The organism is Micromonospora auratinigra (assembly GCF_900089595.1).
Taxonomy (GTDB): domain Bacteria; phylum Actinomycetota; class Actinomycetes; order Mycobacteriales; family Micromonosporaceae; genus Micromonospora; species Micromonospora auratinigra.
The window spans coordinates 1,181,036-1,206,037 of record NZ_LT594323.1; the positions used below are offsets into that span (position 1 = coordinate 1,181,036).

Sequence of the window (25,002 nt, forward strand, 5' to 3'; positions counted from 1 at the left end):
CCATGTTCACCATCGGAGAATTCGCCGCACTCGGTCGGGTGTCGGTCCGGATGCTGCGCCACTACGACGGCATCGGGCTGCTGCGCCCGGCCGCCGTGGACCCGCACACCGGCTACCGGTACTACCGGGCGGAGCAGCTGGGCCGGCTGCACCGGGTGATCGCCCTCAAGGACCTGGGCCTCACCCTGGACCAGGTCGGGGCGGTCCTCGACGACCGGCTCGACGCCGCGGAGCTGCGCGGCATGCTGCGGCTGCGCCGGGCCCAGCTCACCGACCGGGTGGCCGCGGACACCGCCCGGCTGGCCGGGATCGAGGCGAGACTCCGGATGCTCGAGACGGAGGGTCGGATGACCACCAGGGACGTCGTACTGAAGCAGGTGCCGCCGGTGCGGATCGCGGAGCTGACCGGGGTGGCCCGCAGCTACGAGTCGCCGGACATCGGGCCGGTGATCCAGCCGCTCTACCCGGAGCTGTTCCGCCGGCTCGACGCGGCGGGCGTCCGCCCGGCCGGACCGGGCATCGCCTGGTACGAGCCGGCCGGCGACGGGGACGAGGTGGTCGTGCACGCCGGGGTTACCGTGCACGTCGACCCGGCGGACGCGCCGGACGTCGCCGTGGTCGACCTGCCGGCGGTGCCCACCGCCGCGACGATCGTGCACCACGGGTCGATGGACGAGGTCGAGGCGACCATGCAGGTGCTGGCCCGGTGGGTCGAGGAGCACGGCTGGCGCGCCGACGGCTACGCCCGCGAGGTCTACCTCGAGTACTGCCAGGGCAAGCCGGAGCAGGGCGTGACCGAACTCCAGCTCCCGGTCTCCCGCCGCTGACGCGGGGACGGGCTGCCCGAGGGTGGTGGGCAGCCCGTCCCGGCCGCTGCGCCACCCGCATACCCGCTCCGGCCGCGACGATGCCCGCCGTCGGACACCGGACAGCGCGGGGCGCGGGGCGCACCGCGAGGTCCGATCGCCGCCAGCGTGCGGGGCCGGCGCGGGCCAGGCTGGTGGCATGCCGATGACACGAACCGCGTACCTGGTCCAGCCGCTGCCGAGTGGGGTACTCGCCGAGGTCCGGCGGGCCGGGGTCGACGCCGGGGGAGCGCCGGTGGAGCGCAGCCGGGCGGCGGGTGGCGAGCCGCTGCGCTGCTGCCTGCGCGACGCCCGGCCGGGGGAGCCGCTGCTGCTGTTCGGGTACGCCCCGCCGCTGCCGCCCGGACCGTACCGGGAGGTGGGTCCGGTCTTCGCGCACGACGCCGAGTGCCCCGGCCCGGCCGAGGTGACCGGCTACCCGGCCGCCTGGCGGGGGCGGACCCAGGTGCTGCGGGCCTACGACGGGCGTGGCCGCATCGTGGGCGGGCGGCTGCACGACGGGACCGACCCGGAGCCGGTGGTCGCCGAGCTGCTCGCCGATCCGTCGGTGGCGCTGCTGCACAGCCGCAACGTGGTGTACGGCTGCTACATGTTCGCGGTCGTGCGCGGCTGAGCCGCGATGGACAACTGTCGCTGCCTCTTCTACCGTCGCGGGCATGCGCAGGACCCTGCTCGCCACCGGCCTCGCCCTCCTGCTCGTCACCACCGGCTGCTCCCACGGGCGGGACGGGGCGTCCCCGGCGGCCGGCGCGCCGTCGGCCTCCCGGCAGGACGCCGGCCAGGTCGAGCAGACCCTGGCCAGCCTGCGCAAGGTCGACGACCTGCCGCTGTACGAGATGACGTACCACGGTGACTACGACCCGACGGTGGGGTTGACCGGCACGCCCGGGGCCAGCCCCTTCGGCTGCTCCCTGTTCGCCGCGCTCGGTGACCGGGACCGGCCGCTGTTCGCCCGCAACTTCGACTGGGAGCCGAACCCGGGCCTGGTGCTGCGGGCCGACCCGCCCGACGGGTACGCCTCGATCTCCCTGGTCGACATCTCCTACCTCGGCGTCGGCCCGGATCCGACCGGCGACCGGCGGCTGCTCGACGCGCCGCTGCTGCCCTTCGACGGGATGAACGAGCGGGGCCTGGCCGTCGGGCTGGCGGCCGACGACGGCGCGACCGTCCGACCGGTGCCGGGCCGGCCCACGGTGGGCTCGGTGCGCATCCTGCGGCTGGTGCTCGACTCGGCGGCGACGGTGGACGAGGCGATCGCGGTGTTCGCGCGCTACAACCTGGACTTCGACGGCGGGCCGCCGCTGCACTACCTGCTCGCCGACGCCAGCGGCGCGTCGGCCGTGGTGGAGTTCGTGGACGGGACGATGCGGGCCGACCGGCGGCGCGGCCCCTGGCAGGCGCTGACGAACGTGCCGGCGGTCGGCGTGCCGGAGCGGGACCTGCGCCGCGACCACCGGTACGGGGTGCTGGCCGCGGCCCTGGACGACGCCCGGGGCGTGCTGGCCGCCCCGGCCGCGTTGCGCCTGCTCGACGCGGTCCGGCAGCCGCACACCCGCTGGTCGGTGGTCTACGGGCTGCGCACCGGCGAGGTGCGGCTGGTGACCGCCACCGGCGGCGCGGAGCGCAGCTACCGCCTACCGATGACCTGACCCCGCACCACCCCGTGGGAAGGGACACGCGCCCGGGGGAGGGGTGGGGAAGGCACGGGCCGGGCCCGTACGCTGGGTGATCGTGGATCGGGTGGTGTTCGGGCGGCCGGTGCGCGGGGTGGCCTTCGACGTCCTCGTCTGTGCGCTGGTGGCGCTCGTCGCCGTGGCCGCCGCCGCGAACCAGCCGGGCGGCGTGGCGGCCACCCTGGTCGGGGTGCTGATGGTGCCGGCCCTGTTCTTCCGGCGTACCCGTCCGGTCCCGGTCGCCGTGGTGGTGGGTGGTCTCGCGCTGGTGCAGGTGGCCGCCGGCTGGGGGCCGCTCGCCTACGACGTCGCCGTGCTGATCGCCCTCTACAGCGTGGTCAAGTACGCCGACCGGCTCCGCGACGGGGTCGTCGCCGGGGTCGTCGCGGCGGTCGGGGTGGTGCTGGCGGCCGTCCAGGTCCCCGGCCCGGCGCCCTGGTGGGGCAGTGTCCTCTACTTCGGGCTGGTCACCGGCGCGGTCTGGCTGGTCGGCCTGAACGTACGGACCCGCCGGCTCTACGTGCTCAGCCTGGAGGAGCGGGCCAGCACCCTGGAACGGGAGCGGGAGGCCGAGGCCCGGGCCGCGGTGGCCGAGGAGCGCACCCGGATCGCCCGCGAGCTGCACGACGTGGTCGCGCACAGCATGGCCGTGATGATCGTGCAGGCCGACGGCGTCCGGTTCACCATCGACCGGGACCCGGACACGGCCCGGGTGGCGGCCAAGGTGGTGGCGGACACCGGACGACAGGCGCTGGAGGAGATGCGCCGGCTGGTCGGGGTGCTCCGGGAACCGAGTCGCCCGGAGCCGGTGGCGGTGGCGGGCGTCACGACCGGACCCGAGCCGGCCCACCGCCGACCGGCGCTGGTCGAACTGCCCGACCTGCTGGACCGGTTCCGCGCCGCCGGCCTGGCGGTCACGGACAGCACCTCGGGCGAATCGGTGTCGCTGCCACCCGGGCTGGAGCTGACCGTCTACCGGGTGGTGCAGGAGTCGCTGACGAACGCGCTCAAGCACGCCGGGGTGGGTGCCTCCGTCGCGCTGCACCTGGACTGGTCGCCGACGGCCGTCGTGGTCCGGGTCGTCGACGACGGCCACGGCCGGCCGGTGGTCCGGCTGGCGCCGCCCGGCGGGCACGGCCTGGTCGGCATGCGCGAGCGGGTCGGCGTGTACGACGGCAGTCTCGTCGCCGGTGCCACGCCGGCCGGCGGCTGGCGGGTCGAGGCGCGGCTGCCGTTACCGTCGGTGCCCGAGCAGGAGGAGGCGGCATGAGCGTCCGCGTGGTGATCGTCGACGACCAGGCGTTGGTGCGTGCCGGGTTCCGGATGGTGCTCGACTCCCAACCCGACCTGACCGTGGTCGGCGAGGCGATCGACGGTGCGGACGCGCTGCGGCTGCTGGACCGGGTCGAGGCCGACGTGGTGGTGATGGACCTGCGCATGCCCACCATGGACGGGGTGGAGGCGACCCGCCGGATCTGCGCCCGCCCGGCTGCCGGGCGGCCCCGGGTGCTGGTGCTGACCACCTTCGACACCGAGGCGGACGCGTTCGCCGCGTTGCGGGCCGGCGCCAGCGGGTTCCTGCTCAAGAACGTGCCACCGGAGGAGCTGATGGCCGCGATCCGGGTGGTCGCCGAGGGCGACTCGGTGGTGGCCCCGTCGATCACCCGGCGGCTGCTCGACCGGTTCGCCGATCAGCTCGGCCCCGCGCCCACCGAGGACCCCCGGCTCGCCCAGCTCACCGAGCGGGAGCGGGAGGTGCTGCTGCTGGTCGCCCAGGGGCTGTCCAACGCCGAGATCGCCACCCGGGTGCACGTCGCTGAGGCGACGGTGAAGACCCACGTCGGGCGGATCCTGGCGAAGCTGCGGCTGCGCGACCGGGTCCAGGTGGTGGTCCTGGCGTACGAGAGCGGCCTGATCACCCCGGGCGGCTGAGCGCGGGTACGACCTGGGGCGTACGGGTCCACCCGGTCCGGGGCGACCCGGGGCGTATCGACGTCGAGCGTGTGGGTGCAGGCCCGCCGGTCAGGGCCGCGCCTAGCGTCGGAAGTGTCCCGACCGACGCGTCCGACAGGAGCACCTGGTGTCCCCGATCCCGCCCTCCGGCCCCGTCCCGACCACCGAGCCGGCGGCGGGACGGTGACCGGGATGATGCGCCTGACCCTGCGCCAGCTCCGTGCCGACGGGCTGCGCCTGCTGCTGTCCGGGCTGGCGATCGTGCTCGGTGTCGCCTTCCTCGCCGGCACCCTGATCCTCACCGACGGCCTGCGCGCCGGGGCGTACGCCCGCGCCGGCGCCTTCGACCGGCACACCGACCTGGCCGCGTACGCGGGCGCGGCGCCGTTGCCGCCGGGCCTGGTCGAGCGGGTCCGCGCGATCGACGGGGTGGCCGCCGCCGACGGGGAACTGACCGGGACCGCCGGGGTCGTCGGCGCGGACGGCCGGCCGGTGCTCGGCTACGCCGTGCTGGCCGCCGTCCCCACCGACCCGGCCCTGCAGTCGTACGACGTGCGGGCCGGTCGGCTGCCGCAGCGCCCGGGCGAGCTGGTGCTCGACGCGGGGACCGTCGCGGACCAGGGTTTCCCCCTCGGCGCTGCGGTGCGGGTGGGCGGGACCGGCGCGGCGGCGCGGCCGTACACCCTGGTCGGCACGGTGGACGTGGCCGGCACCGCCCGGGACGTCGGCGGCCCGTTCGTCGGCCTGGTCGGCGCGGACGCGCTCGCGGTGGGCGGCGCGTCCGGCTATGACCGGATCATGGTGGCCACCCGGCCCGGCGTGGACCGGCAGGCGGTGGCCGAGCGGCTCCGTGCGGTGGTCGGGGCGGGCGTGCCGGTCAAGGACCGGGCGGCGATCGTCGGGGACGCGGTCGACGCGGCGGTGCGCGACGGCCGGCAGTTCGGGGTCTTCCTGCTGACCTTCGCCCTGGTGGCGGTGGTGGTGGCCGGCTTCGTCATCGCCAACACGTTCGCCATCGTGCTCGCCCAGCGGACCCGGCGTACCGCGTTGCTGCGGCTGGTCGGGGCGACCCGCGGTCAGCTGTTCCGGGCCGCCCTGGCGGAGGCCGCGTCGACCGGGCTGCTCGCGTCCGTGGTCGGGGTGCTGGCCGGCGTCGCGCTGGCCGCCGGGCTGCGCGCCCTGCTGTCCGGCCTCGACGTGCCGGTCGCCGTCTCCTCGGTGGTCACCCCGCGTACCGTGCTGCTCTGCCTGGGCCTCGGCACGCTGCTCACCATGGTGTCGGCCGCGTTGCCCGCCTGGCAGGGCACCCGGGTGGCGCCGGTGGCCGCGTTGACCGACGCGGCGGTACGGCCCGCGCGCGGGGCCGGCCGGCTGCGGCTCGGCGCGGGCGCGCTGGTCCTGGTCGCCGGGGTGGCGGCGCTGGTCGGCGCGGGGGAGAGCGGTCAGGTGCTGCTGGTCGCCGTCGGCGGTGTGCTCGCCTTCCTCGGCATCGTGCTCTTCGGCCCGGTGCTGGTGCCGGCGCTGATCCGGCTGCTCGGCCGGCCGGCCCGCCCGTTGCTCGGGGTCACCGCGAGGCTGGCGGTGGCGAACGCCGTGCGCAACCCGCGCCGGGCCGCCGCGACCGCCACCACCATGGTGATCGGCATCGGACTGGTCTCCGCGTTCGTGGTGGGCGCGGGCAGCGCGAAGGCGGGCATCGAGCGTGGCGTGGACCGGCGGCTCGGCGTGGACTTCCTGGTCACCGGCATCGGGACGGATGTGCCCGCGCCGCTGGCCGGAGCGCTGGCCGCCCGCCCGGAGCTGGGTGTCGTGCACGAGCCGCGCAGCCGGGTCGTCGACGGGGTCGAGTTGCGGGCCGCCCATCCGGCGCTGGTGCGCCACGGTCTCACCGCGGTGGACTCCGGCGATCCGGGCGGCCTCGCCCCGGGGTCGGTGCTGGTGCACCGCCAACTGGCCGCGGCGCGGGGCTGGCCGGTCGGTACGACGGTCACCCTGGCGGGACGTCCGTTCCGGGTGGCGGCGGTGGTGGCCGACGACGCCCCGGCCCCGGCCGGCAGCCGGGTTCCCGCGGGCCACGTGGTCGACGTGATCGACGCCGACTTCGCCCGCCTCTTTCCCGCCCAGCGCGGGAACCTGATCGAGGTGGAGCCCGCGGCGGGCGTCCCGCCGGCCACCGCCCGGGCCGCGTTGCGGTCGGTGCTGGCCGACTACCCGACGGTGAACCTGCTCGACCAGGACGCCTACAAGCGGATGCTCACCGGGACGGTGGACATGGTGCTGGCCTTCGTCACCGCGCTGCTCGGCCTGGCCGTGGTGATCTCCCTGATCGGCGTCGCGAACACGCTGACCCTCTCCGTGGTCGAACGCACCCGGGAGAACGCCGTGCTCCGCGCGGTGGGCCTGAGCCGGGCCGCGATGCGCGGCGTGCTGGCCGTGGAGGCGGTACTCACCGCGCTGGTGGGCACCCTGCTGGGGATCGCGCTGGGCATCGGGGTGGCGGCCGGGGCGATGGCGGTGCTGGCCCGGGTCGGGGGTGACTTCACCCTGGTGCTGCCCGTGGGTCGGCTGGCGCTGATGCTCGGCGTGGCGGTGCTGGCCGCCCTGGCCGCCTCGGTGCTGCCGGCGCGGCGGGCGCTGTCCCGGCCGGTCGTCGCGGCCCTCGGCGGGGACTGACCCGCCCGTCGCGCCCCGCCGTCCGGCGGGGCGCGGACCGGCGACCGGTCCCGCGCTCAGCCGGTCGTGCCGCCCGGCTGGTCACCGCCGCCGCCACCGGCGGGCGGCTCGGTGGTCGTCGTCGGCGGGTCGGTCGGCGGGGTGGTGACCTCCGTCGGCGCCGCGGTGGTGGGTGCCGTGGTCGGCGCGCTGGGGGCCGGCGACGGCGCCTGCGACTGCGACGGCGCGGCGGATGCGCTCGCGGACCGGCTCGGCGTGGCCGACGCGGTCGCGGTCGGCCGGGTGACCCCGGTCGGCCGGTACGGACGGCCGGCGGAGTCCGTCGGCGCGGCCTCGGTGGCGACTGGCTCCTCCGCGAGGCTCGGGGCCACGGCGGGGGCGGTGGTGCGGATCGTGGTGGCCGGCTCGCCGGTGTTCTTCGCGGCGCCCAGCGCCGCGCCGAGGGCGCCCAGCGCCACCACGACGGCGGCCAGCGCGCCGACGAGGGTGCCCCGTCGGCCACGGCGGCTGCCGGCGGGCGCCACGGTGGCGGCCGCCGGTGCGGCGGCGACCAGGTCGTCGCGGGTGCTGCCCGGGCCGGCCGCGCCACGCAGCATCAGCGGGCTCACCGCGGTCGGCGCCTCACCGGCCGCGGCCCGGGCCGCGGCGGCCATCGCCGCCCCGGAGGGGTGCCGGTCGGCCGGATCCTTGGCCAGCGCACGGGCGACCAGGTCGCGGACGGGCTGCGGGATCTCGTCCGGCAGCTCCGGCGGCTCGTCGTCCAGGTGTCGTACCGCCACCTGGAGCGGGTTGTCGCCGGTGAACGGGGGCGTGCCGGTGAGGCAGCAGTAGGCGACCGCGCCGAGGGCGTAGATGTCGGTGCCGCCGGAGACCGGCCGGCCGGCGGCCTGCTCGGGCGCCATGTAGAGGGCGGTGCCGGGCACCGCGTTCGTGCTGGTGATGCTGGTCACGTTGGTCGAGCGGGCCACCCCGAAGTCGACCAGGACGACCGTGCCGTCCTCCTGGACCAGCAGGTTGCTGGGCTTGACGTCGCGGTGCACGATGCCCCGGACGTGGGCCGCGTGCAGCGCCTGGGCCACCTGCGCCACGATCGACATGGTCTCGGCGACCTCGAGGTGCCCGGCGGTCTCGATCCGCTTGGACAGCGGCTCGCCCTCGACGAACTCCATGACCAGGTAGTCGGCCCGGCTGCCGTCGGGCAGCTCGTCCTCACCGCAGTCGAAGACCTGCACGATGCCCGGGTTGCGCAGCGCGGCCATGATCCGCGCCTCGGCCCGGAAACGGGCGATGAAGTCGGGGTCGGAGACCAGCGCGGGGAGCAGGACCTTCACCGCGACCTCGCGGCCCAGCACAAGGTCGGTGGCACGCCAGACGTCACCCATGCCGCCGGTGGCGACACGGTCATCCAGGCGGTACCGACCGCTGAGTACGACCTCCGAAGACAACACCTCAATACCGTACCCAGTGGCGGCGCGAAGTATTTCCCGCGATCTCTCCTGTGCCGTCCGGCGGTCCGTTCCGCCCCGGTCCACCGAACGGTCAACCGGCCGCGCGCCCTTCGGCTGAGGGTGACGGTCCGGGTACGATGGGCCAGGATATGCGCTCCTGGGTTCGTCTGTCCGGGTTCCGGACCGGCCTTTCCGGATCCGGTCATCGGCGCAGCGTTCCGGCCGTGGGGTTCGTTACAGCGACGCGCCGCCGCAGGCCTCGGACATTTCTCACTCTTTCCGCGAGGAGCGGCGGCTTGTTCGCCCCACCGTCGCCTCCTAGCGTCGGCCCGGCTCTGCGTCGCCCCACGGCACCGGTACGGTATGTCCGCCGACGGCCGCATCAGGCGGCACATGTCGATCCGCGCGTCCGTACGCTCCGGCGTCCGGCCGCGGTCAGGCCAGCGGGGGGCTGATGGTGCGGGTGAAGGTCCGGACACCGGACCCGCGGGGCGTCGGTCACCGGCCCGGCGGTCGCCGGCGCGGCGGATGGGTACGGCGGGAACGGCGGGTCCATGACCGGTGAGCTGAGCGAGGCGGTGGCCGCCGCCCAGGCGGGCGACGAGGCTGCCTTCCGGTTCCTCTACCGCAGCCTGCAACCGGGACTGCTGCGCTACCTGACCGCGCTGGTCGGCGCCGAGGCCGAGGACGTCGCCTCGGAGGCGTGGCTGCAGATCTCGCGGGACCTGCCCAGCTTCTCCGGCGGCGAGTTCCGGGCCTGGACCGTCACCATCGCCCGCAACCGGGCCATGGACCACCTGCGCCGGCAGCGGCGGCGACCCTCGCTGCCCGTGCCGGTGCAGGCGCTCACCGAGCTGGCCGGTGACGCGGACACCGCCGAGCGGGCCGGCGAGACCATCGGCACCGAGAGCGCGCTGGCGCTGATCGCCACGCTGCCTCCCCGGGAAGCGGAGGCGGTGCTCCTGCGCGCGGTGATCGGCCTCGACGCGGAGACCGCCGGCCGGGTGCTCGGGCGGCGCGCGGGTGCGGTGCGCACCGCCGCGCACCGCGGGCTGCGCCGCCTCGCCGCCCTGCTGGATCGCGCCGACGGGCAGCAGGCGGGCGCCGGCGCGGCCACTCCGCCCCGTCCGCGCAGCGGCCGGGGCCGGTCCGCGTCGAACGCGCCCAAGGCCGAGCCGGCGGACGGCTGACGTGAGAGGAACCTGGATGAGCTTTGGCCGGTCCGACGGACCCGCCGACCCGGCGGAGTCCGACCGTCTGCTCGACGCGGCCCGGGCCGGACGTGACCCGGGCCCGGACGCCGACCCGTTGGCGCGGCTGCTCGCCGCGGCCTCCGCGCCGGCCGGCCCGGGCGAACTGTCCGGCGAGGAGCAGGCGCTCGCCGCGTTCCGGGCCGCCCGGGCGCACCCCGCCCCCGCTGCGGCATCCGCGCCGCGCCGCCGCCTGCGGGTCGGCGTGGCGGCCTGGGTGGCCGGGCTCGCCGCCACCGCCACCGCCGGCGTCGCCTTCGCCGCGGTGCGCATCGACCGGTCCGAGCAGCCGGCGCCGCCGCCCGCCCCCACCTCGGCGGCCAGCAGCGGGCCGGCGGGCAGCCGGACGCCCGGACCGTCCGCGGACCCCACCGCGGCCACCGGTACGCCCGCCCCGACGGCCTCGCCGGGGCAGACCGGCGGACCGGGCCGGCCGGCGAAGGTCCAGCAGCTCACCGGCCTGTGCCGGGCGTACCTGGCCAAGTCGGACCGGCAGCGGGCCAGGGCGCTGGAGACGCCGGCCTACGCCGACCTGGTGGCCGCGGCCGGCGGGGCCGGACAGGTCGAGGCGTACTGCCTCCGGCTGGTGCCGCCGGCGGGGAAGCCGACCGAGCCCCACGAGCGGGTCACGCCGTCCGGGCCGGCCGGCACCGCGCCCACCCCGGCCCACCCCACCGGACGGCCGAAGACCGACGACTGACCGGCCTGCCGCGGACCGGCAACCGGATTCCGGACAAAAATTCATCTCCTCGGGCGCGCGGATTCCGTCTGATAGACAGAAGATGGTGGGACCGCGGGCGCCCCGCCGGTGACGGCACCGGCGCCCGGGCCGACAGGGCTGTCGCCACCCCGGGGAGAGGAGCCGTCTCTTGGTGATGTCACCGGAGCTGGACCGGAGCACCGTCCTGCGGGACGGGGCCGCCGCTGCCGGACACATCGCCAGGATCTGCTTCAAGACCGGCCCACCCACCCGCACCGGCGTCGAGCTGGAATGGACGGTGCACGACGCGACGGACCCGACCCGCCCGGTCGACCCCGACCGGCTGCGCCGGGCCCTGGGGCGGCACAGCCCCCCGACCATCGACCCGACGAGCCCCGCCGACGGGCTCCGGCACGGCGGCGCCGTGACCGTGGAGCCGGGCGGGCAGGTCGAGATATCCTCCGCGCCGCACACGTCGGTCGCCGAGTTGATCCGGGCCACCACCGCCGACCTCGCCGAGCTGACCGCCATGCTGGAGTATGCCGGGCTCGTCCTCGGCGGCACCGGCATCGACCCGTGGCGAGCGCCCCGTCCGGTCGTGCAGACCCCGCGCTACCAGGCCATGCGCTGCGTCTTCGACCGGCGCGGCCCGGCGGGGCGCACCATGATGTACAGCACCGCCGGGCTCCAGGTCTGCCTCGACGCGGGCGAGCCGGCCCGGCTCGCCGAGCGGTGGGCGGCCGTGCACGCCGTCGGCCCGCCCCTGCTGGCGGCCTTCGCCACCGCGGACCGGCACGCCGGGCGCCGTACCGGCTGGGCGTCCGCCCGGATGGCGGCCTGGTTGGCCATCGACCCGGCCCGGACCCGGCCGATCTGGACGCCCGGGCGGGCCGACCGCGACCCGGTGACCGCCTGGACCGCGTACGCGCTCGCCGCGCCGTTGCTCTGCGTGCGGGGCGACGGGCCCGACTGGACCCCGCCGCCCGGGGTCACCTTCGCCGACTGGCTGGCCGGCGCGCTGCCCCGCCCGCCCACCACCGACGACCTGGAGTACCACCTCAGCACGCTGTTCCCGCCGGTACGCCCGCAGGGCTACCTGGAGCTGCGCTACCTGGACGCCCAGCCCGGCAGGGGTTGGACGGTGCCGGTCGCGGTGCTGGCCGCGCTCCTGGCCGATCCGGCCACCACCCGGGAGGCGCTCGCCACCGCCATCCCGGTCGCCGACCGGTGGCACGCCGCCGCCCGGTACGGGCTCGGCGACCGTTCGCTCGCCGCCACCGCGGTGGCCCTGTTCGACCTGGCCCTGGCGGCCCTGCCCCGGCTCGACCTGCCGGCGGCGACGCACGAGGAAATCGGCAGAGAAATCCGGCGGCGTCGCGCCGTCGCGGAGAGGAGGCACCGGTGACCACGACCGAGCGGCCGGGTACGCAGGGCGAACAGCTACGCGACAGGATCGCGGTCGAGCTGGAGCGCACCCGGGCCCGGACCGCCCTGCTGACCGACGCGGTGGACGACGACGACCTGGTCCGGCAGCACTCCACCCTGATGTCGCCGCTGGTCTGGGACCTGGCGCACGTGGGCAACCAGGAGGAGCTCTGGCTGGTGCGCGACGTCGGTGGTCGGGAGCCGGTCCGCCGCGACATCGACGACCTCTACGACGCCTTCAAGCAGCCCCGCAAGGACCGCCCGTCGCTGCCGCTGCTGCCCCCGGCCGAGGCGCGCGGCTACGTGCGTACCGTCCGGGACAAGGTGTACGACCTGCTCGACGGCATCCGCTTCGACGACCGGGACCTGGTGCGCGACGGTTTCGCCTTCGGCATGATCGTGCAGCACGAACAGCAGCACGACGAGACGATGCTGGCCACCCACCAGCTGCGCGCCGGGGCGCCGGTGCTGGACGCGCCGCCGCCGCCCGAGCCGCGGGCCCGGGTGGCCGGTGAGGTGCTGGTGCCGGCCGGCCCGTTCACCATGGGCACCTCGACCGACCCGTGGGCGCTGGACAACGAACGCCCGGCGCACACCGTCGAGCTGCCCGCGTACGTCATCGACGCCGCCCCGGTCACCAACGGCCGGTACCGCGCCTTCATCGCCGACGGCGGCTACGACCAGCCCCGGTGGTGGAGCGAGGCGGGGTGGCGGCACCGGGTCGACGCCGGGCTGAGCGCCCCCATGCACTGGCGTCGCGACGGTGACGGCTGGGCGTACCGCCGGTTCGGCCGCTGGTCGCCGGTGCGCGACGACGAGCCCGTGGTGCACGTCTGCTTCCACGAGGCGCAGGCGTACGCGGCCTGGGCCGGCAAGCGGCTGCCCACCGAGGCGGAGTGGGAGAAGGCGGCCCGCTGGGACCCGGCGAGCGGCCGCTCCCGCCGCTACCCGTGGGGCGACGGGGACCCGACCGGCGAGCACGCGAACCTGGGCCAGCGGCACCTCTGGCCGGCGCCGGTGGGCGCGTACCCGGCCGGCGCCTCGCCGCTCGGCGTGCACCAGCTGATCGGCGACGTCTGGGAGTGGACCGCCACCACCTTCCACGGCCACCCGGGCTTCGCCGCCTTCCCGTACCGGGAGTACTCGGAGGTCTTCTTCGGCGACGACTACCAGGTGCTGCGCGGCGGCTCGTTCGGCACCGACCGGTCGGCCTGCCGGGGCACCTTCCGCAACTGGGACTACCCGATCCGCCGGCAGATCTTCAGCGGCTTCCGCTGCGCCCGCGACGCCCGCCCGGAGGAGACCGCGTGACCGAGGCGCACGGGTGATCGCCTGATGTGCCGCCATCTGGCGTACCTGGGACCGCCGGTCAGCCTGGCCAGCCTGCTGTACGACCCGCCGTACGGCCTGCTGCGCCAGTCCTGGGCGCCGCGCGACATGCGCGGCGGCGGCACGATCAACGCGGACGGCTTCGGTGTCGGCTGGTACCCGCCGGCCGGGGACCCGGTCCGCTACCGCCGCGCGCAACCGCTGTGGACCGACACCACGCTGCCCGAGCTGGCCGCGGTCACCACGGCCGGCGCGGTGCTGGCCGCGGTCCGCTCGGCCACGGTCGGCATGCCGTTGCACGAGACGGCGGCCGCCCCGTTCGCCGAGGGGCGCTGGCTGTTCAGCCACAACGGGGTGGTCCGGGGCTGGCCGGACGCGCTGGTGCCGCTCGCGGCCGGGCTGCCGCTGCGGGACCTGATCACCCTGGACGTGCCGACCGACGCCGCCCTGCTCTGGGCACTGGTCCGGCACCGGCTGCGGGCCGGCGCGCCGCCGGCCGAGGCGCTGGCGGACACCCTCGCCGGGGTGGTCGCGGCGGCTCCCGGATCACGGCTGAACCTGCTGCTCACCGATGGCACGACGGTGGTGGCCAGCACCGTCGGGCACGCCCTGTCGGTGCGCCGCCGCCCGGAGTCGGTGCTGCTGGCCTCCGAGCCGTTCGACGACGATCCCGACTGGCGGCCCGTGCCGGACGGGCAACTGGTGGTGGCCACCGCGACCGGACTGGACACCCGGCCGCTGACGGTCGCCTGACATCCGCAGGTGGGACAGGAAGGGGTACGACATGAGCGCGGAACCGCTGGAGATCTACCTGGAGGAGCAGGACCTCGGCCGCAGCCTGCGCGAGGACGTCCGGCTCGGGTTGACCGCGACGCCGAAGTGGCTGCCGCCGAAGTGGTTCTACGACGCCCGGGGCAGCGAGCTGTTCGAGGAGATCACCCGGCTGCCGGAGTACTACCCGACCCGGGCCGAGCGGGCGGTGCTGGCCGCGCACGCCACCGACGTCGCCGAGCTGACCGGCGCGAAGACGCTGATCGAGCTGGGTTCCGGCTCGTCGGAGAAGACCCGGCTGCTGCTGGACGCCTTCACCCGGCACGGTGATCTCGGCACCTTCGTGCCGCTGGACGTGTCGGTCAGCGCGCTGCGCCAGTCCACCGAGCAGATCGCCGCCGAGTATCCCGGGCTGCGGGTGCGCGGCATCGTCGGGGACTTCACCCGCCAGCTCGATCGGTTGCCCACCGGCGGCCGCCGGCTGGTGGTCTTCCTGGGCGGGACGATCGGCAACCTGCTGCCGGTGGAGCGGGCCGAGTTCCTCACCGCGATGCGCGCCGCGTTGGAGGCCGGCGACTGGCTGCTGGTCGGCACCGACCTGGTCAAGGACCCGACGGTCATCGTGCCGGCGTACGACGACGCGGCCGGGGTGACCGCCGAGTTCAACCGCAACGTGCTGCGGGTGCTCAACCGGGAGCTGGGCGCGGACTTCGATCCGGCGGCCTTCACCCACGTGGCGGTCTGGGACCCGGAGCACGAGTGGATCGAGATGCGGCTGCGCGCGGAGCACCCGACCCGGGTGCGGGTGCTCGACCTGGACGTCGACTTCGCCGCCGGCGAGGAGCTGCGCACCGAGGTCTCGGCGAAGTTCCGGCCGGCGGGGATCGCGGCGGAGCTGGCCGACGCCGGGTTCTCCCGGCAGGCGTTCTGGACCGACCCGGACGGGCTGTTCGGCGTCAGCCTGGCCCGCGCCGACTGAGCGGGCGCGGCCGCGGGTGAGGCTGTTCACCCGCGGCCACCCGATCCGACGTGGTGGGCTAGGCTGGGCGGCGCGAAGGGGAGTAGCCCCCAATGTCGTGGTCGACATACTGATGCGTTCCGCATCCGGCCACGCGGCCCCGGTCCGCCGGGGCGGGCGAGACCTTCGACTCAGGCTGTCGCAGCCGGGTCGAGGGCGCCCCTGTACCTCCTCCCGGCTTGATCGGGAAGGTTCTCATGGACGGTTTCCTCGTCGCGCTGGTGATCAGCTTCGGCGTCATCTTCGTCGCCGAGCTGGGCGACAAGTCCCAGCTCATGGCGCTCACGTTCGCCACGCGGTTCAAGCCCGTGCCGGTGCTGATCGGCATCACGGTCGCCACCGCCGTCGTGCACCTGGCCTCGGTGGCGATCGGCTACGGCCTGGGCGCGGCCCTGCCCACCGGCTGGATCTCGCTCATCGCCGGCGTGGCCTTCCTCGGCTTCGGCCTCTGGACGCTGCGCGGTGACAAGCTCACCGAGGAGGAGAAGCGCAAGGCGGAGAAGGGCGGCAAGTCGGCGATCTTCGCCGTCGGTGTCGCGTTCTTCCTCGCCGAGCTGGGCGACAAGACCATGCTCGCCACCATCACCCTGGCCACCAAGTACGGCTGGTTCGGCACCTGGCTCGGCTCCACCCTCGGGATGGTGGCCGCGGACGCGCTGGCGATCCTGGTGGGCCGGCTGCTCGGTCGGCACCTGCCGGAGAAGGCGATCCGGTACGGCGCCGCCGTGCTCTTCGCCATCTGCGGTCTCTGGCTGATCTTCGAGGCGGTCGGTCAGCTCCGCTGAGCGGGTCGGGATTGCGCCGTCGCGACCCGACGGCGGAATCCCGCCGCGGCGATGATCGTCGACCGCCTGCCTGGGTAAGAAGTCCTGTGCCCCGCGCCCCGCGCGCCGGGAACGCACCAGGACGATCGGGAGGTCCGCAGATGAGCAGGCACGACGAGCCCAACGAGTACGGTTTCGCCGGGGGCGCCACCGCGCCCGAGCCGCCCGCCGGCGGCCGTGAGGACGCGCAGGACCGGGCGGAGGCGATCGCGGTGCCCGGCGACGACCTCACCGACCCGTACGCGGACGCGCTGGAGGAGGAGACCGACGGGACCGCCGCGGAGCGGGCCGAGCGCCGCCGCTGACCCGGCTGGTCGGGGCGGGCCGGACGGCTACCGGGTCTCCTCCTGGTAGACGTCCGGCACGCCGTCGCCGTCGCTGTCCCGGCTCTCCCGTTCGGAGATCCGCCGGTAGACCCGGTTGCGCCGGACCAGCACCGTGGTGGCCAGCCCGGCCGCGACCAGCGAGCCGAGCAGCACGGCCGCCTTGACCCGTTCGTCGGCCGCGCTGCCGGCCCCGAAGGCCAGCTCGCCGATGAGCAGCGACACGGTGAAGCCGATGCCGGCGAGCAGCGCCAGCCCCAGCAGGTCCGACCAGGTGATCTCCTCGTCCAGCTCGGCCCGGGTGAACCGGGCCAGCAGGTAGGTGGAGCCGAACACCCCGAGGGTCTTGCCGAGCACCAGCCCGACGGCCACGGCGATCACCACCGGGTCGGTGAGCAGCCCGCCCAGGTCGACGTCGACCAGGGACACGCCCGCGGCGAAGAACGCGAAGACGGGCACCGCCACTCCGGCGGAGATCGGCCGCCACCGGTGCTCCAGCCGCTCGGCCAGCCCGGGCCGCCCGTCCCGGGAGGAGAGCACCGGCACGGTGAAGCCGAGCAGCACCCCGGCCACCGTGGCGTGCACCCCGGAGGCGTGCACCAGCGCCCAGGCCAGTGCGCCGAGCGGGAGCAGCGCCCACCACCAGGTCCGGCGCCGCTGCACCAGCGCCGCGAAGGCGGCGATCGGCAGCAGCGCGGCGAGCAGCGGCAGCGGGTGGAAGTCGGCGGTGTAGAAGACCGCGATGATCAGGATGGCGAACAGGTCGTCGACCACGGCGAGGGTGAGCAGGAACGCCCGCAGGCCCTGCGGCAGGTGCGAGCTGACCACGGCCAGCACCGCGAGGGCGAAGGCGATGTCCGTCGCGGTGGGGATCGCCCAGCCGCGCAGCCCGGTTCCGCCCGCCGCGAGCGTCACCGCGACGTAGCAGAGCGCGGGCACCAGCATGCCGCCCAGCGCGGCCACCACGGGCAGCGCGGCGCGCCGGGGGTCGCGCAGGTCCCCGGCGATGAACTCGCGTTTGAGCTCCAGGCCCACCACGAAGAAGAAGATCGCCAGCAGGCCGTCGGCGGCCCAGGCGGCGAGGCTGAGGTCGAGGTGCAGCCCGTGCCCGCCGGACCACGGCACCCACTCGCCGAGCGCGGCGTACCCGGAGCGCCAGGGGGAGTTGGCCCAGAGCAGCGCGACGACCGCGCCGAGCAGCAGCAGACCGCCGCCGACCGTCTCGGCGCGCAGCACGTCGGCCAGGAAGTGCGCCTCCGGCCAGGACCGGCGGGAGAGCAGCCGGTACGGCCGCCGGCGTGGCGGGGTGCGGTCGGTCATGCGGTGTCCACCTCGGGAATCGGGGTCGGCGAAGGAACCGCCGACCAGACTTCCCGGCACACCGGTTCCGACCCTATCCGGGCCGTCACCGGGCCGCCCAGTGACGGCCCGGTGATCTTCCTCCCGGTGCGGTCAGCGCTGGCCCGGCACCGCCGTCAGGGTCGTCGCCCCGCTCACCTCGCAGAACGCCGCCAGCCGTTTCACCAGCTCCGCCGGGTCGGCGTACGGGTCGAGGCCGCGTACCTCGTCCGGGTCGAGCGCGGGCACCGGGACGTGTGAGATCAGCGGGTGCAGCGGCCGGCTGTCCGACTCGTCGGCGCCGAACAGGTCCTCGTGCAGCTTCTCGCCGGGGCGCAGGCCGGTGAAGACGATCTCGACCGGGCGGTCGGCCTCGGCGGCCAGCCGACGGGCGACGTCGGCGATCCGGACCGGCTCGCCCATGTCGAGCACCAGCGCCTCGCCGCCCCGACCGATGACGGCCGCCTGGAGCACGAGGTGCACGGCCTCCTGCACGGTCATGAAGTAGCGGGTGACGTCCGGGTGGGTGACGGTGATCGGCACGCCGGCGCGCAGTTGCGCCTGGAACGCGGTCAGCACCGAGCCCCGGCTGCTGAGCACGTTGCCGAACCGGACGCTCAGGTACGCCCCGCCGAGCCGGTCGGCGTAGTGGGCGGTGAGTCGCTCGGTGACCCGCTTGGAGTAGCCGAGCACGCTGATCGGGTTCGCCGCCTTGTCGGTGGAGATGTTCACGAACTCCGCGACGTCGCGGCAGGCCTCCAGCACGTTCAGGGTGCCCAGGAGGTTGGTCTTGATCGCCTCGCCCGGGTGGCGCTCCAGCAGCGGGAGGTGCTTGAGGGCCGCCGCGTGGAACACCACGTCGGGCCGCCGTTCGGCGATGATCCGGGCGATGCCCTCGGCGTCGCGGATGTCGGCCAGGATCAGCTCGGGCCCGTCCAGCAGGGCCCGGCCGTGCAACGACATCTGCAGCGCGTGCAGCGCCGACTCGTCACGGTCCAGCATCATCAGCTCACCCGGGTCGCAGCGGGCGATCTGCCGGCACAACTCGGACCCGATCGACCCGCCCGCGCCGGTCACCAGCACCCGCCGGCCGGCCAGCCCGGCGCGTTCCACGGTCAGCTCGGCGACCCGCTGCGCCCGGCCGAGCAGATCGGTGATTTGCATGTCCCGTACGTCGGTGACGGTGACCGGGCGGTCGAGCAGGTCGCGGACCGGGGGGAGGACCTTGAACGCGGCGCCGGCCTCCAGGGTGCGCACCCGCACGTCGCGCAGCAGCTCGGGCTCCGATCCGCTCATCGAGAAGATCACCGTACGGGCCCGGGTGGCCCGGACCGCCGCGGCGATCTGCTCCCGGCCGCCGAGCACCCGCAGCCCCTCCAGGCGCAGGCCCCGGTTCTCGGGGGAGTCGTCCAGCAGGCCCACCGGCAGGTAGCGGCTGCGCGGGTCGCCGAGCAGCACCCGGACCAGGCGCTCGCTCGCGGCGTCCACCCCGTAGACGAGGCAACGCTCGGCGGTGCGGGCCGGGCGGCGGTGCCGTTCCTGGCGGGCCCGCCAGCCCGCCCGTCCGGCGGCCATCGCCACGAAGGCGACCGTGCCGCCGACCAGCGGGGTGGTGGCCGGCACCGGCCGGGCGGCCCAGGGCAACAGGCCGATCAGCGTGACCGTGGCGGCGACCGTGACCATGGTGGCCAGTTCCCGGGCCTCACCGGCGCTGCCGATCGGGTGCCGTCCCCGGGTGCGGATCCGCAGCAGGGTCGCCGCCGAGTAGAGCGCCGCGCAGGCGAGGGCGACGGCCAGGGTGCGCACGCAGCCCGCCCGGGTCAGCGCGAACTCGAAACGCGTCCAGGCCGCGCCGAGGAAACCCCCGCACCAGGCGGCGCTGTCCAGCGTTAGGAGAGACAGGACGGCCGCATGTCGGGTGAGCCAACTGCGCTGGTGTCCGTCGTCGGCGGTGGGTCTGGGGTCCATGGTTGCCCTTCGCGTCCGATCAAATGGAGGTTTCGCACCTTAAATACGGCAGCGGTCGTTTACATTCATCGAGTCGCTGTCTGTGCCGTACGGGCAATTAGGATCCTGACACGAACTTTGGGTGTTTTAGGGGGCTTTCGTGCAGTTGCAAGGGCGAACCGGCGTGTCGCAAGGGGGAACGTGATGGACGTTCTCGGTTACCTGCAACTCGTCCGGCGTCACTGGTGGATCGTGCTGGTGACGCTGATGGCGGCGCTGGGCGTGGCCGCGGCCGTCACGGTGCGCACCGCACCGCAGTACCGGGCCTCGGTGACCTTCTTCGTCACCACCCCCAGCCAGGGTGTCTCCGACGCCTACCAGGGCGGCCTCTTCCTGCAGCAGCGGGTGAAGTCGTACGCGGACCTGCTCGCCAGCGACCGGCTGGCGCAGAGCGTGGTGGCCGAGGCGCCGCTGGGTCTCACCGCCGACCAGGTGCAGCGTCAGCTGACCACCAACACCGAGGCCGGCACGGTGCTGCTCAGGGCGACCTTCACCGACACCGACCAGGCGCGCGCGCTGAAGACCACCGAGGCCCTCGCCGCCAAGTTCGTCGAGCTGGTGCAGAAGGTCGAGACGCCGCCGGACGGCAAGGCGCCGCCGATCAAGCTGGAGGTGGTCAGCGGTCCCCGGGTCACCTCCGCGCCGGTGTCGCCCCAGCCGGCCCGCAACCTCACCATCGGCGCGCTGCTGGGCCTGCTGCTCGGGTCGGCGTTGGCGGTGCTGCGCGGCATGGCCGACGTGCGGCTGCGCGACGCCGCCGGGCTGCAACGGGTCACCGGCAGTCCGCTGCTCGGCGAGATCCCGTTCGACGCCAACGCCAAGTCCGCCCCGCTGATCGTCGGTGACGCGGCGAACTCCCCGCGCGCCGAGGCGGTCCGCAAGCTGCGCACCAACCTGCGCTTCGTCGACGTCCACGAGCCGGCCCGGGTCATCGCGGTCACCAGCGCCCTGCAGGGCGAGGGGAAGACCACCATGGCCTGCAACACCGCCATCGCGCTGGCCGAGGCCGGCTGGCGGGTGCTGCTCATCGACGCCGACCTGCGCCGGCCGAAGGTGGCCGAGTACCTCGGCCTCGACGGTGGCGTCGGACTCACCGACGTGCTGGTGGGCGACGTCCAGGTCGGCGACGTGGTGCAGCGCTGGGGCGACAAGTCGCTGCTGGTGCTGCCCAGCGGGGCCACCCCGCCCAACCCCAGCGAGCTGCTCGGCTCCAAGGCGATGGCGGACCTGCTGGTCGCGCTGCGGGAGTCGGCGGACATCGTGGTCATCGACACCGCGCCGCTGCTCGCCGTGACCGACGGCGTCGTGGTGGCCGTGCAGGCCGACGGCGCGCTGCTGGTCACCCAGCAGGGACGTACCTCGCGCAGCCAGGTGGCCGCCGCGGCCCGGGCGCTTCACTCGGTGTCGGTGCGGCTGCTCGGCTGCGTGCTCAACATGGCCAAGGTGGCGAAGGCGGACGCCTACCAGTACGAGGCGTACAAGGTGGTGCTGCCGCCCGCCGCGCCGTCGGTGCCGACCGACCGGGCCGGGGTGGCCCGGCGCGGCGGGCACGCCGCCGGCCGGGACCGTACGCAGGAACTCACCCGGCTGTCCCGATGAGCGCCAGCACGGGTCGGATCGACCGCTCGATCTCCTCGGCGCAGCGCCGGAAGTCGGCGGGCGAACCGCCGATCGGGTCGTGCAGGTCGTCCGCCCCGGCGGCGGTGGGCTGGAGCCGGCCGCGCGCCAGGGCGGCCGCCTGCACGGCCGCCCGCAGCGGGGAACCGCCGCGCGGCGCGGGGGCCTCGGCCGCCGCGGCGAGCCGGGCGAACTGGCGCAGCGTGAAGGTCCGGTGCAGCGCGGCCGGGGCCAGCGCGGTGCAGACCGAGCGCTGCCGGCGGGTCGCGGTCAGCACCAGGGCCGCGTCGGTGAGGTGCTCCGGACGCAGCCGCCGGGTGCGGAAGGCCGCCGGGTCCGCGCCGGTCCCGGCCGCGATCTCGACGGCGTACGGGTGCATCGCCGCGCCGTCCACCGCGTCGGTGCCGGCGCTGGCCACCGCGACCGGGTGGTCGGCGAACAGCCGGCGGGCGAGGTACTCGGCCATCGGCGACCGGCACATGTTGGCGTGGCAGACGAAGAGCACCTCGTCGACCATCTCCACCCCTCTCCCGCGCCCCACCAGGGGGCCGGTCGTCGCGACGACGACCGCCCGGCCGGGTCGGCCGGGCGGCGAGGGGATGCCGGCATCGTACGGGGCGGGGTGGGCCGGTCGCCGCGAAGCCGCGCCGGGAGCGCCACGATGAAGATCGGGATCCTGTCGTACCACTTCCCGCCGGAGCCGGCGTTCATGCCGGGGAGCCTGGCCGAGGAGCTGGCCGCCCGGGGCCACGAGGTACGGGTGCTGACCGGGTTCCCGGACTACCCGGGCGGACACGTCTACCCCGGGTGGCGGCAGCGCTGGCGGTACCAGACGCAGAGCGAACGGCTGACCGTGCGCCGGGTGCCCCGTTACGCCGGCGGCGACCGGTCGGCCGGCGCGCGGATGGCCGGTTGGCTCTCCTTCGCGGGCAGCGTGACGCTGGCCGGCCGGCGCTACCTCGGCGACGTCGACGCGCTGTACGTCTTCCAGCTCCCGGCGGTCACCTTCGCCGCGGCCGGACTGCTGCGGCTGCTGGGTCGGGTGCCCACCGTGCTGCACGTGCAGGACGTGTGGGCCGAGGAGGAGTCGGCCCGCCCCGGGGAGGCCGGCCGGTGGTCGGGGCGGCTGACGGCCACCACTCGACGGCTCTACCACGAGGCGGGGGCGATCGCCGTCGCGGCGCCGTCCCTGCGTGACCTGGTGGTCGCCGGTGGGGCCGATCCGCAGCGCACCCGGGTGGTGCTGAACTGGACCGACGAGCGCATCTTCCGGCCGACCGAGCCGAGCCGGGCGGCCCGCCAGCTGGTCCGTCGGGGCAACCGCTGCGTGGTGATGCACGCGGGCACCATCGGCGTACGCCAGGGGCTGGAGACCGCGGTACGCGCGGCGGCGGCGCTGGAGGGCCGGATGGACCTGGTCCTGGTCGGTTCCGGGACGCAGGAGCGGCGGGTGCGGGGGCTCGCCGCCGAGCTGCGGACGCAGAACGTGCGGTTCGTCGAGCGACGGTCGCCGCTGGACATGCCCGAGCTGTACGCCGCGGCGGACTACCAGCTCGTCATGCAGCGCGACCTGCCCGGGCTGCGCGGCACCGTGCCGGCGAAGCTGCAGGCCGCGCTCTCCTGCGCCGCGCCGGTGGTCGCCTCCGCCGGGGGCGACACGGTGGAGCTGGTCGAGCGGGCCCGGGCCGGGCTGTCCTGCCCGCCGGAGGACTGGGCGGCGCTGGCGGACCGGTTCTGGTTGGCCTCGGCGATCCCGCCGGCGGCCCGCGCGGACATGGGCCGGCGGGGGCGGGACGCGTACCTGCGGGAGATGTCGCTGCGCGGCGGGGTCGACCGGATCGAGCAGTTGCTGCACGAGGTCTCGCAGGGCGCCACCCGCGCCGGACGACGCGGCTGAGTCGCGGTGTCCGGCGGCAAACTGGCCGGCTTTTGCGGTATTTCGTGCTAGAAAACAGTTGTTCACGTGCTTTGTCCGATGCGAGACAGGAGTCCGGGGTGACCCACAGCGGCGTGTCCCGTCGTCGCCGGCACAGCACGCGGCGACGTCGGGCCCGGGTGCGGCGCGTGCTGCTGACCACCCTGGTGGTCCTCTCGCTGGTGCTCGCGTCCGGTGGCTGGGTGGGCTTCCGCGCCTGGCAGGCCCGGGCGCACCTGCTCAACGCCGCCGGCCTGGCCCGGGACCTCAGCGTCGACGTGGTCGGCGGTGACCTGCCCCGGGCCCAGCGCACCCTGGCCGCGCTCCAGGAGCAGGCCGACGCGGCCCGCAGCGCGACCGGTGATCCGGGCTGGTGGCTCGGCCGGCGGGCCCCGTACGTCGGCGACGACCTGACCGCCGTCCGGCAGATCGCGGTCGCGGTGGACGACCTCGCCCGGCAGGCGTTCCCGACCCTGCTCCGCATCGACCTGGCCTCGCTGGTGCCCCGGCAGGGCCGGCTGGACCTGGCCCGGCTGAGCGGGATCTCGGCCGAGGTGGTGGCGGCGGACCGGGCGGTGCGGGAGACCAACGCCCGGCTGGCGGCGGTGCCCACCGGGGACCTCGTCCCGCAGGTGCGCGCGGCCCTCGCCGACCTGCGCGGGGAACTCGGCCGGCTCGGTGAGCTGACCTCCGCCGCGGACCGCGGTGCCCGGCTGCTGCCGTCCCTGCTGGGCGCCGGGGGCCCGCGGCGCTACCTGCTCGTCTCGCAGAACCTCGCGGAGTTGCGGGCCACCGGGGGCATGTTCGGCGCGTACGCGGTGATCCGGGCCGAGGGCGGTCGGATCCGGATGGAGGCCCAGGGCGCGGCCGGTGATCTGGGCACCTTCGACCCGCCCCTGAAGCTGGACCAGGAGACCCGCCGGCTCTGGAACGACCTGCCCGGGATCTTCCCGGCGGATGTCAACCTGAACCCGGACTTCCCGGCCGCCGCCGCCCTCTACCGGGAGATGGTGCGCCGGCGCACCGGGACCGAGGTGGACGGGGTGCTGGCGGTGGACCCGGTGGCGCTGTCGTACCTGCTGGGTGCGATCGGCCCGGTGCCGATGCCCGGCAGTGCCGTGCTGAGCGGCAGCACCGCGGTACGGAGCCTGCTCAGCGACTCCTACCGGGACCTCGACGCCACGGCGCAGAACGCGTTCTTCGCCGCCGCGGCGTCCCGGGTGTTCACCGCGCTGTTCGCGAAAAGTGTCGACCCGCGGGCTCTTTTGACCGTTTTAGACCGCTCAATCACTGAACGACGGATATTGTTCTGGAGTGTCCACTCCGATGAGCAGCGTGTCCTGGCCGACAGCCAGTTGGCCGGGCGGCTGCCGGAGCAGGACACCGTGCCGACCGTCGGCGTGTTCCTCAACGACGGCAGTGGCGCGAAGCTCGGCTACTACCTCCGGTTCTCCGCCGCCGTGACGGTCGGCGAGTGCCAACCGGACGGGCGTCGGGAACTGCGGCTGCGGGTCACCGTCCGCTCCACCGCCCCCCGGGCGGGACTGAGCGGGTCGGTCACCGGGCTCGCGCTCTCCGGCGATCCGTACACCGCCCGCACCCTGGTGTCGGTGTACAGCCCGACCGGCGGGGCGGTGCTCGGCGGCCGGCTCGACGGGCGCGACACCCGGATGGGCAGCGGCGTCGCCGGGCGCCGCCAGGTCGCCGTGGCGAACGTCGAGGTCAGGCCCGGGGCGACCCGGACCCTCGAGATCCCGCTGCTCACCGGCCGGACCGGCGCCGGCACGGTCGAGCTGGTGCACACACCCACCGTCACCCCATGGACCACCCAAGTTGTTTCCGCACCAAGCTGTGATCAGTAGGAGGGAATCC

At 75.3% G+C, this 25,002-nt stretch carries 21 protein-coding genes; 17 read left to right on the plus strand and 4 right to left on the minus strand.

Translation table 11 applies throughout. From position 1 onward, the window contains the following. Positions 1 to 2 precede the first annotated feature (2 nt). From GA0070611_RS05315 to GA0070611_RS05340, 6 genes are all read left to right on the plus strand, one after another. On the plus strand, positions 3 to 827 hold the full coding sequence (locus tag GA0070611_RS05315) for a MerR family transcriptional regulator (protein WP_091658386.1): 825 nt from the start codon (positions 3 to 5) through the stop codon (positions 825 to 827). A 178-nt stretch (positions 828 to 1,005) separates the two neighbouring features. Beyond that, a complete protein-coding gene (locus tag GA0070611_RS05320) occupies positions 1,006 to 1,479 on the plus strand; it encodes a DUF1203 domain-containing protein (protein WP_091658395.1) in 474 nt (157 codons plus the stop codon). Between the two features lie 43 nt (positions 1,480 to 1,522). Then, a complete protein-coding gene (locus GA0070611_RS05325; RefSeq protein ID WP_091658396.1) occupies positions 1,523 to 2,515 on the plus strand; it encodes a carcinine hydrolase/isopenicillin-N N-acyltransferase family protein in 993 nt (330 codons plus the stop codon). Positions 2,516 to 2,591: 76 nt separating this feature from the next. Further along, on the plus strand, positions 2,592 to 3,809 hold the full coding sequence (locus GA0070611_RS05330; protein WP_091672516.1) for a sensor histidine kinase: 1,218 nt from the start codon (positions 2,592 to 2,594) through the stop codon (positions 3,807 to 3,809). Next, positions 3,806 to 4,471 (plus strand): response regulator, encoded by a 666-nt coding sequence (locus tag GA0070611_RS05335; protein WP_091658397.1) that lies wholly within the window; start codon positions 3,806 to 3,808, stop codon positions 4,469 to 4,471. The genes GA0070611_RS05330 and GA0070611_RS05335 overlap by 4 nt, the downstream gene beginning before the upstream one ends. Positions 4,472 to 4,684: 213 nt before the next feature. Then, positions 4,685 to 7,165 (plus strand): ABC transporter permease, encoded by a 2,481-nt coding sequence (locus tag GA0070611_RS05340; protein ID WP_091658398.1) that lies wholly within the window; start codon positions 4,685 to 4,687, stop codon positions 7,163 to 7,165. A 56-nt stretch (positions 7,166 to 7,221) separates the two neighbouring features. On the opposite strand, the gene GA0070611_RS05345 is transcribed toward GA0070611_RS05340, so the two are convergent. Beyond that, positions 7,222 to 8,619: a serine/threonine-protein kinase gene (locus GA0070611_RS05345; protein WP_091672519.1), complete on the minus strand. Its 1,398-nt coding sequence runs from the start codon at positions 8,617 to 8,619 to the stop codon at positions 7,222 to 7,224. A 548-nt stretch (positions 8,620 to 9,167) separates the two neighbouring features. Between GA0070611_RS05345 and GA0070611_RS05350 the strand changes: the two genes are divergently transcribed. The 8 genes from GA0070611_RS05350 (at position 9,168) to GA0070611_RS05385 (ending at position 16,235) form a co-directional block, all read left to right on the plus strand. Next, on the plus strand, positions 9,168 to 9,803 hold the full coding sequence (locus tag GA0070611_RS05350) for an RNA polymerase sigma factor (RefSeq protein WP_091658401.1): 636 nt from the start codon (positions 9,168 to 9,170) through the stop codon (positions 9,801 to 9,803). Between the two features lie 16 nt (positions 9,804 to 9,819). After that, positions 9,820 to 10,563: a hypothetical protein gene (locus tag GA0070611_RS05355; protein WP_197675858.1), complete on the plus strand. Its 744-nt coding sequence runs from the start codon at positions 9,820 to 9,822 to the stop codon at positions 10,561 to 10,563. 169 nt (positions 10,564 to 10,732) lie between these two features. Further along, complete coding sequence (egtA, locus tag GA0070611_RS05360) at positions 10,733 to 11,968, plus strand: ergothioneine biosynthesis glutamate--cysteine ligase EgtA (RefSeq protein WP_091658403.1); 1,236 nt, start codon at positions 10,733 to 10,735, stop codon at positions 11,966 to 11,968. Then, positions 11,965 to 13,299 (plus strand): ergothioneine biosynthesis protein EgtB, encoded by a 1,335-nt coding sequence (gene egtB / locus GA0070611_RS05365; RefSeq protein ID WP_091658406.1) that lies wholly within the window; start codon positions 11,965 to 11,967, stop codon positions 13,297 to 13,299. The genes egtA and egtB overlap by 4 nt, the downstream gene beginning before the upstream one ends. A gap of 24 nt (positions 13,300 to 13,323) precedes the next feature. Beyond that, positions 13,324 to 14,070: an ergothioneine biosynthesis protein EgtC gene (egtC, locus tag GA0070611_RS05370; RefSeq protein WP_091658408.1), complete on the plus strand. Its 747-nt coding sequence runs from the start codon at positions 13,324 to 13,326 to the stop codon at positions 14,068 to 14,070. Between the two features lie 31 nt (positions 14,071 to 14,101). After that, positions 14,102 to 15,067, plus strand: a complete 966-nt coding sequence (gene egtD, locus GA0070611_RS05375) for an L-histidine N(alpha)-methyltransferase (protein ID WP_091658410.1) — start codon at positions 14,102 to 14,104, stop codon at positions 15,065 to 15,067. Positions 15,068 to 15,303: 236 nt separating this feature from the next. Beyond that, positions 15,304 to 15,891, plus strand: coding sequence for a TMEM165/GDT1 family protein (locus GA0070611_RS05380; protein WP_091658411.1), 588 nt, complete (start codon positions 15,304 to 15,306; stop codon positions 15,889 to 15,891). Positions 15,892 to 16,031: 140 nt separating this feature from the next. Then, positions 16,032 to 16,235, plus strand: coding sequence for a hypothetical protein (locus GA0070611_RS05385; RefSeq protein ID WP_091658419.1), 204 nt, complete (start codon positions 16,032 to 16,034; stop codon positions 16,233 to 16,235). Between the two features lie 27 nt (positions 16,236 to 16,262). On the opposite strand, the gene nhaA is transcribed toward GA0070611_RS05385, so the two are convergent. Continuing rightward, a complete protein-coding gene (gene nhaA / locus GA0070611_RS05390; protein ID WP_091658422.1) occupies positions 16,263 to 17,573 on the minus strand; it encodes a Na+/H+ antiporter NhaA in 1,311 nt (436 codons plus the stop codon). A gap of 132 nt (positions 17,574 to 17,705) precedes the next feature. Continuing rightward, a complete protein-coding gene (locus GA0070611_RS05395) occupies positions 17,706 to 19,559 on the minus strand; it encodes a nucleoside-diphosphate sugar epimerase/dehydratase (RefSeq protein ID WP_091658425.1) in 1,854 nt (617 codons plus the stop codon). 183 nt (positions 19,560 to 19,742) lie between these two features. Between GA0070611_RS05395 and GA0070611_RS05400 the strand changes: the two genes are divergently transcribed. Further along, the gene (locus tag GA0070611_RS05400; protein ID WP_091658427.1) at positions 19,743 to 21,197 is read left to right on the plus strand and encodes a polysaccharide biosynthesis tyrosine autokinase; all 1,455 of its coding nucleotides are present in this window, start codon (positions 19,743 to 19,745) and stop codon (positions 21,195 to 21,197) included. On the opposite strand, the gene GA0070611_RS05405 is transcribed toward GA0070611_RS05400, so the two are convergent. Further along, complete coding sequence (locus tag GA0070611_RS05405) at positions 21,178 to 21,732, minus strand: arsenate reductase/protein-tyrosine-phosphatase family protein (RefSeq protein WP_091672522.1); 555 nt, start codon at positions 21,730 to 21,732, stop codon at positions 21,178 to 21,180. The two genes, GA0070611_RS05400 and GA0070611_RS05405, sit on opposite strands and share 20 nt — an antisense overlap. Positions 21,733 to 21,876: 144 nt before the next feature. On the opposite strand from GA0070611_RS05405, the gene GA0070611_RS05410 reads away from it, so the two are divergent. Both GA0070611_RS05410 and GA0070611_RS05415 read left to right on the plus strand, forming a co-directional pair. Continuing rightward, positions 21,877 to 23,112, plus strand: a complete 1,236-nt coding sequence (locus GA0070611_RS05410) for a glycosyltransferase family 4 protein (RefSeq protein WP_091658430.1) — start codon at positions 21,877 to 21,879, stop codon at positions 23,110 to 23,112. Between the two features lie 167 nt (positions 23,113 to 23,279). Next, complete coding sequence (locus tag GA0070611_RS05415) at positions 23,280 to 24,992, plus strand: DUF4012 domain-containing protein (protein WP_231921333.1); 1,713 nt, start codon at positions 23,280 to 23,282, stop codon at positions 24,990 to 24,992. Positions 24,993 to 25,002 lie beyond the last annotated feature (10 nt).

Excerpts from the sequence above, each read along its gene's own strand:
- GA0070611_RS05315 (WP_091658386.1), top strand. The coding sequence starts at position 3 with ATGTTCACCATCGGAGAATTCGCCGCACTCGGTCGGGTGTCGGTCCGG.
- GA0070611_RS05320 (WP_091658395.1), top strand. The coding sequence starts at position 1,006 with ATGCCGATGACACGAACCGCGTACCTGGTCCAGCCGCTGCCGAGTGGG.
- GA0070611_RS05325 (WP_091658396.1), top strand. The coding sequence starts at position 1,523 with ATGCGCAGGACCCTGCTCGCCACCGGCCTCGCCCTCCTGCTCGTCACC.
- GA0070611_RS05335 (WP_091658397.1), top strand. The coding sequence starts at position 3,806 with ATGAGCGTCCGCGTGGTGATCGTCGACGACCAGGCGTTGGTGCGTGCC.
- GA0070611_RS05340 (WP_091658398.1), top strand. The coding sequence starts at position 4,685 with ATGATGCGCCTGACCCTGCGCCAGCTCCGTGCCGACGGGCTGCGCCTG.
- GA0070611_RS05350 (WP_091658401.1), top strand. The coding sequence starts at position 9,168 with ATGACCGGTGAGCTGAGCGAGGCGGTGGCCGCCGCCCAGGCGGGCGAC.
- GA0070611_RS05355 (WP_197675858.1), top strand. The coding sequence starts at position 9,820 with ATGAGCTTTGGCCGGTCCGACGGACCCGCCGACCCGGCGGAGTCCGAC.
- egtC (WP_091658408.1), top strand. The coding sequence starts at position 13,324 with ATGTGCCGCCATCTGGCGTACCTGGGACCGCCGGTCAGCCTGGCCAGC.
- egtD (WP_091658410.1), top strand. The coding sequence starts at position 14,102 with ATGAGCGCGGAACCGCTGGAGATCTACCTGGAGGAGCAGGACCTCGGC.
- GA0070611_RS05380 (WP_091658411.1), top strand. The coding sequence starts at position 15,304 with ATGGACGGTTTCCTCGTCGCGCTGGTGATCAGCTTCGGCGTCATCTTC.
- GA0070611_RS05385 (WP_091658419.1), top strand. The coding sequence starts at position 16,032 with ATGAGCAGGCACGACGAGCCCAACGAGTACGGTTTCGCCGGGGGCGCC.
- nhaA (WP_091658422.1), bottom strand. The coding sequence starts at position 17,573 with ATGACCGACCGCACCCCGCCACGCCGGCGGCCGTACCGGCTGCTCTCC.
- GA0070611_RS05395 (WP_091658425.1), bottom strand. The coding sequence starts at position 19,559 with ATGGACCCCAGACCCACCGCCGACGACGGACACCAGCGCAGTTGGCTC.
- GA0070611_RS05400 (WP_091658427.1), top strand. The coding sequence starts at position 19,743 with ATGGACGTTCTCGGTTACCTGCAACTCGTCCGGCGTCACTGGTGGATC.
- GA0070611_RS05405 (WP_091672522.1), bottom strand. The coding sequence starts at position 21,732 with ATGGTCGACGAGGTGCTCTTCGTCTGCCACGCCAACATGTGCCGGTCG.
- GA0070611_RS05410 (WP_091658430.1), top strand. The coding sequence starts at position 21,877 with ATGAAGATCGGGATCCTGTCGTACCACTTCCCGCCGGAGCCGGCGTTC.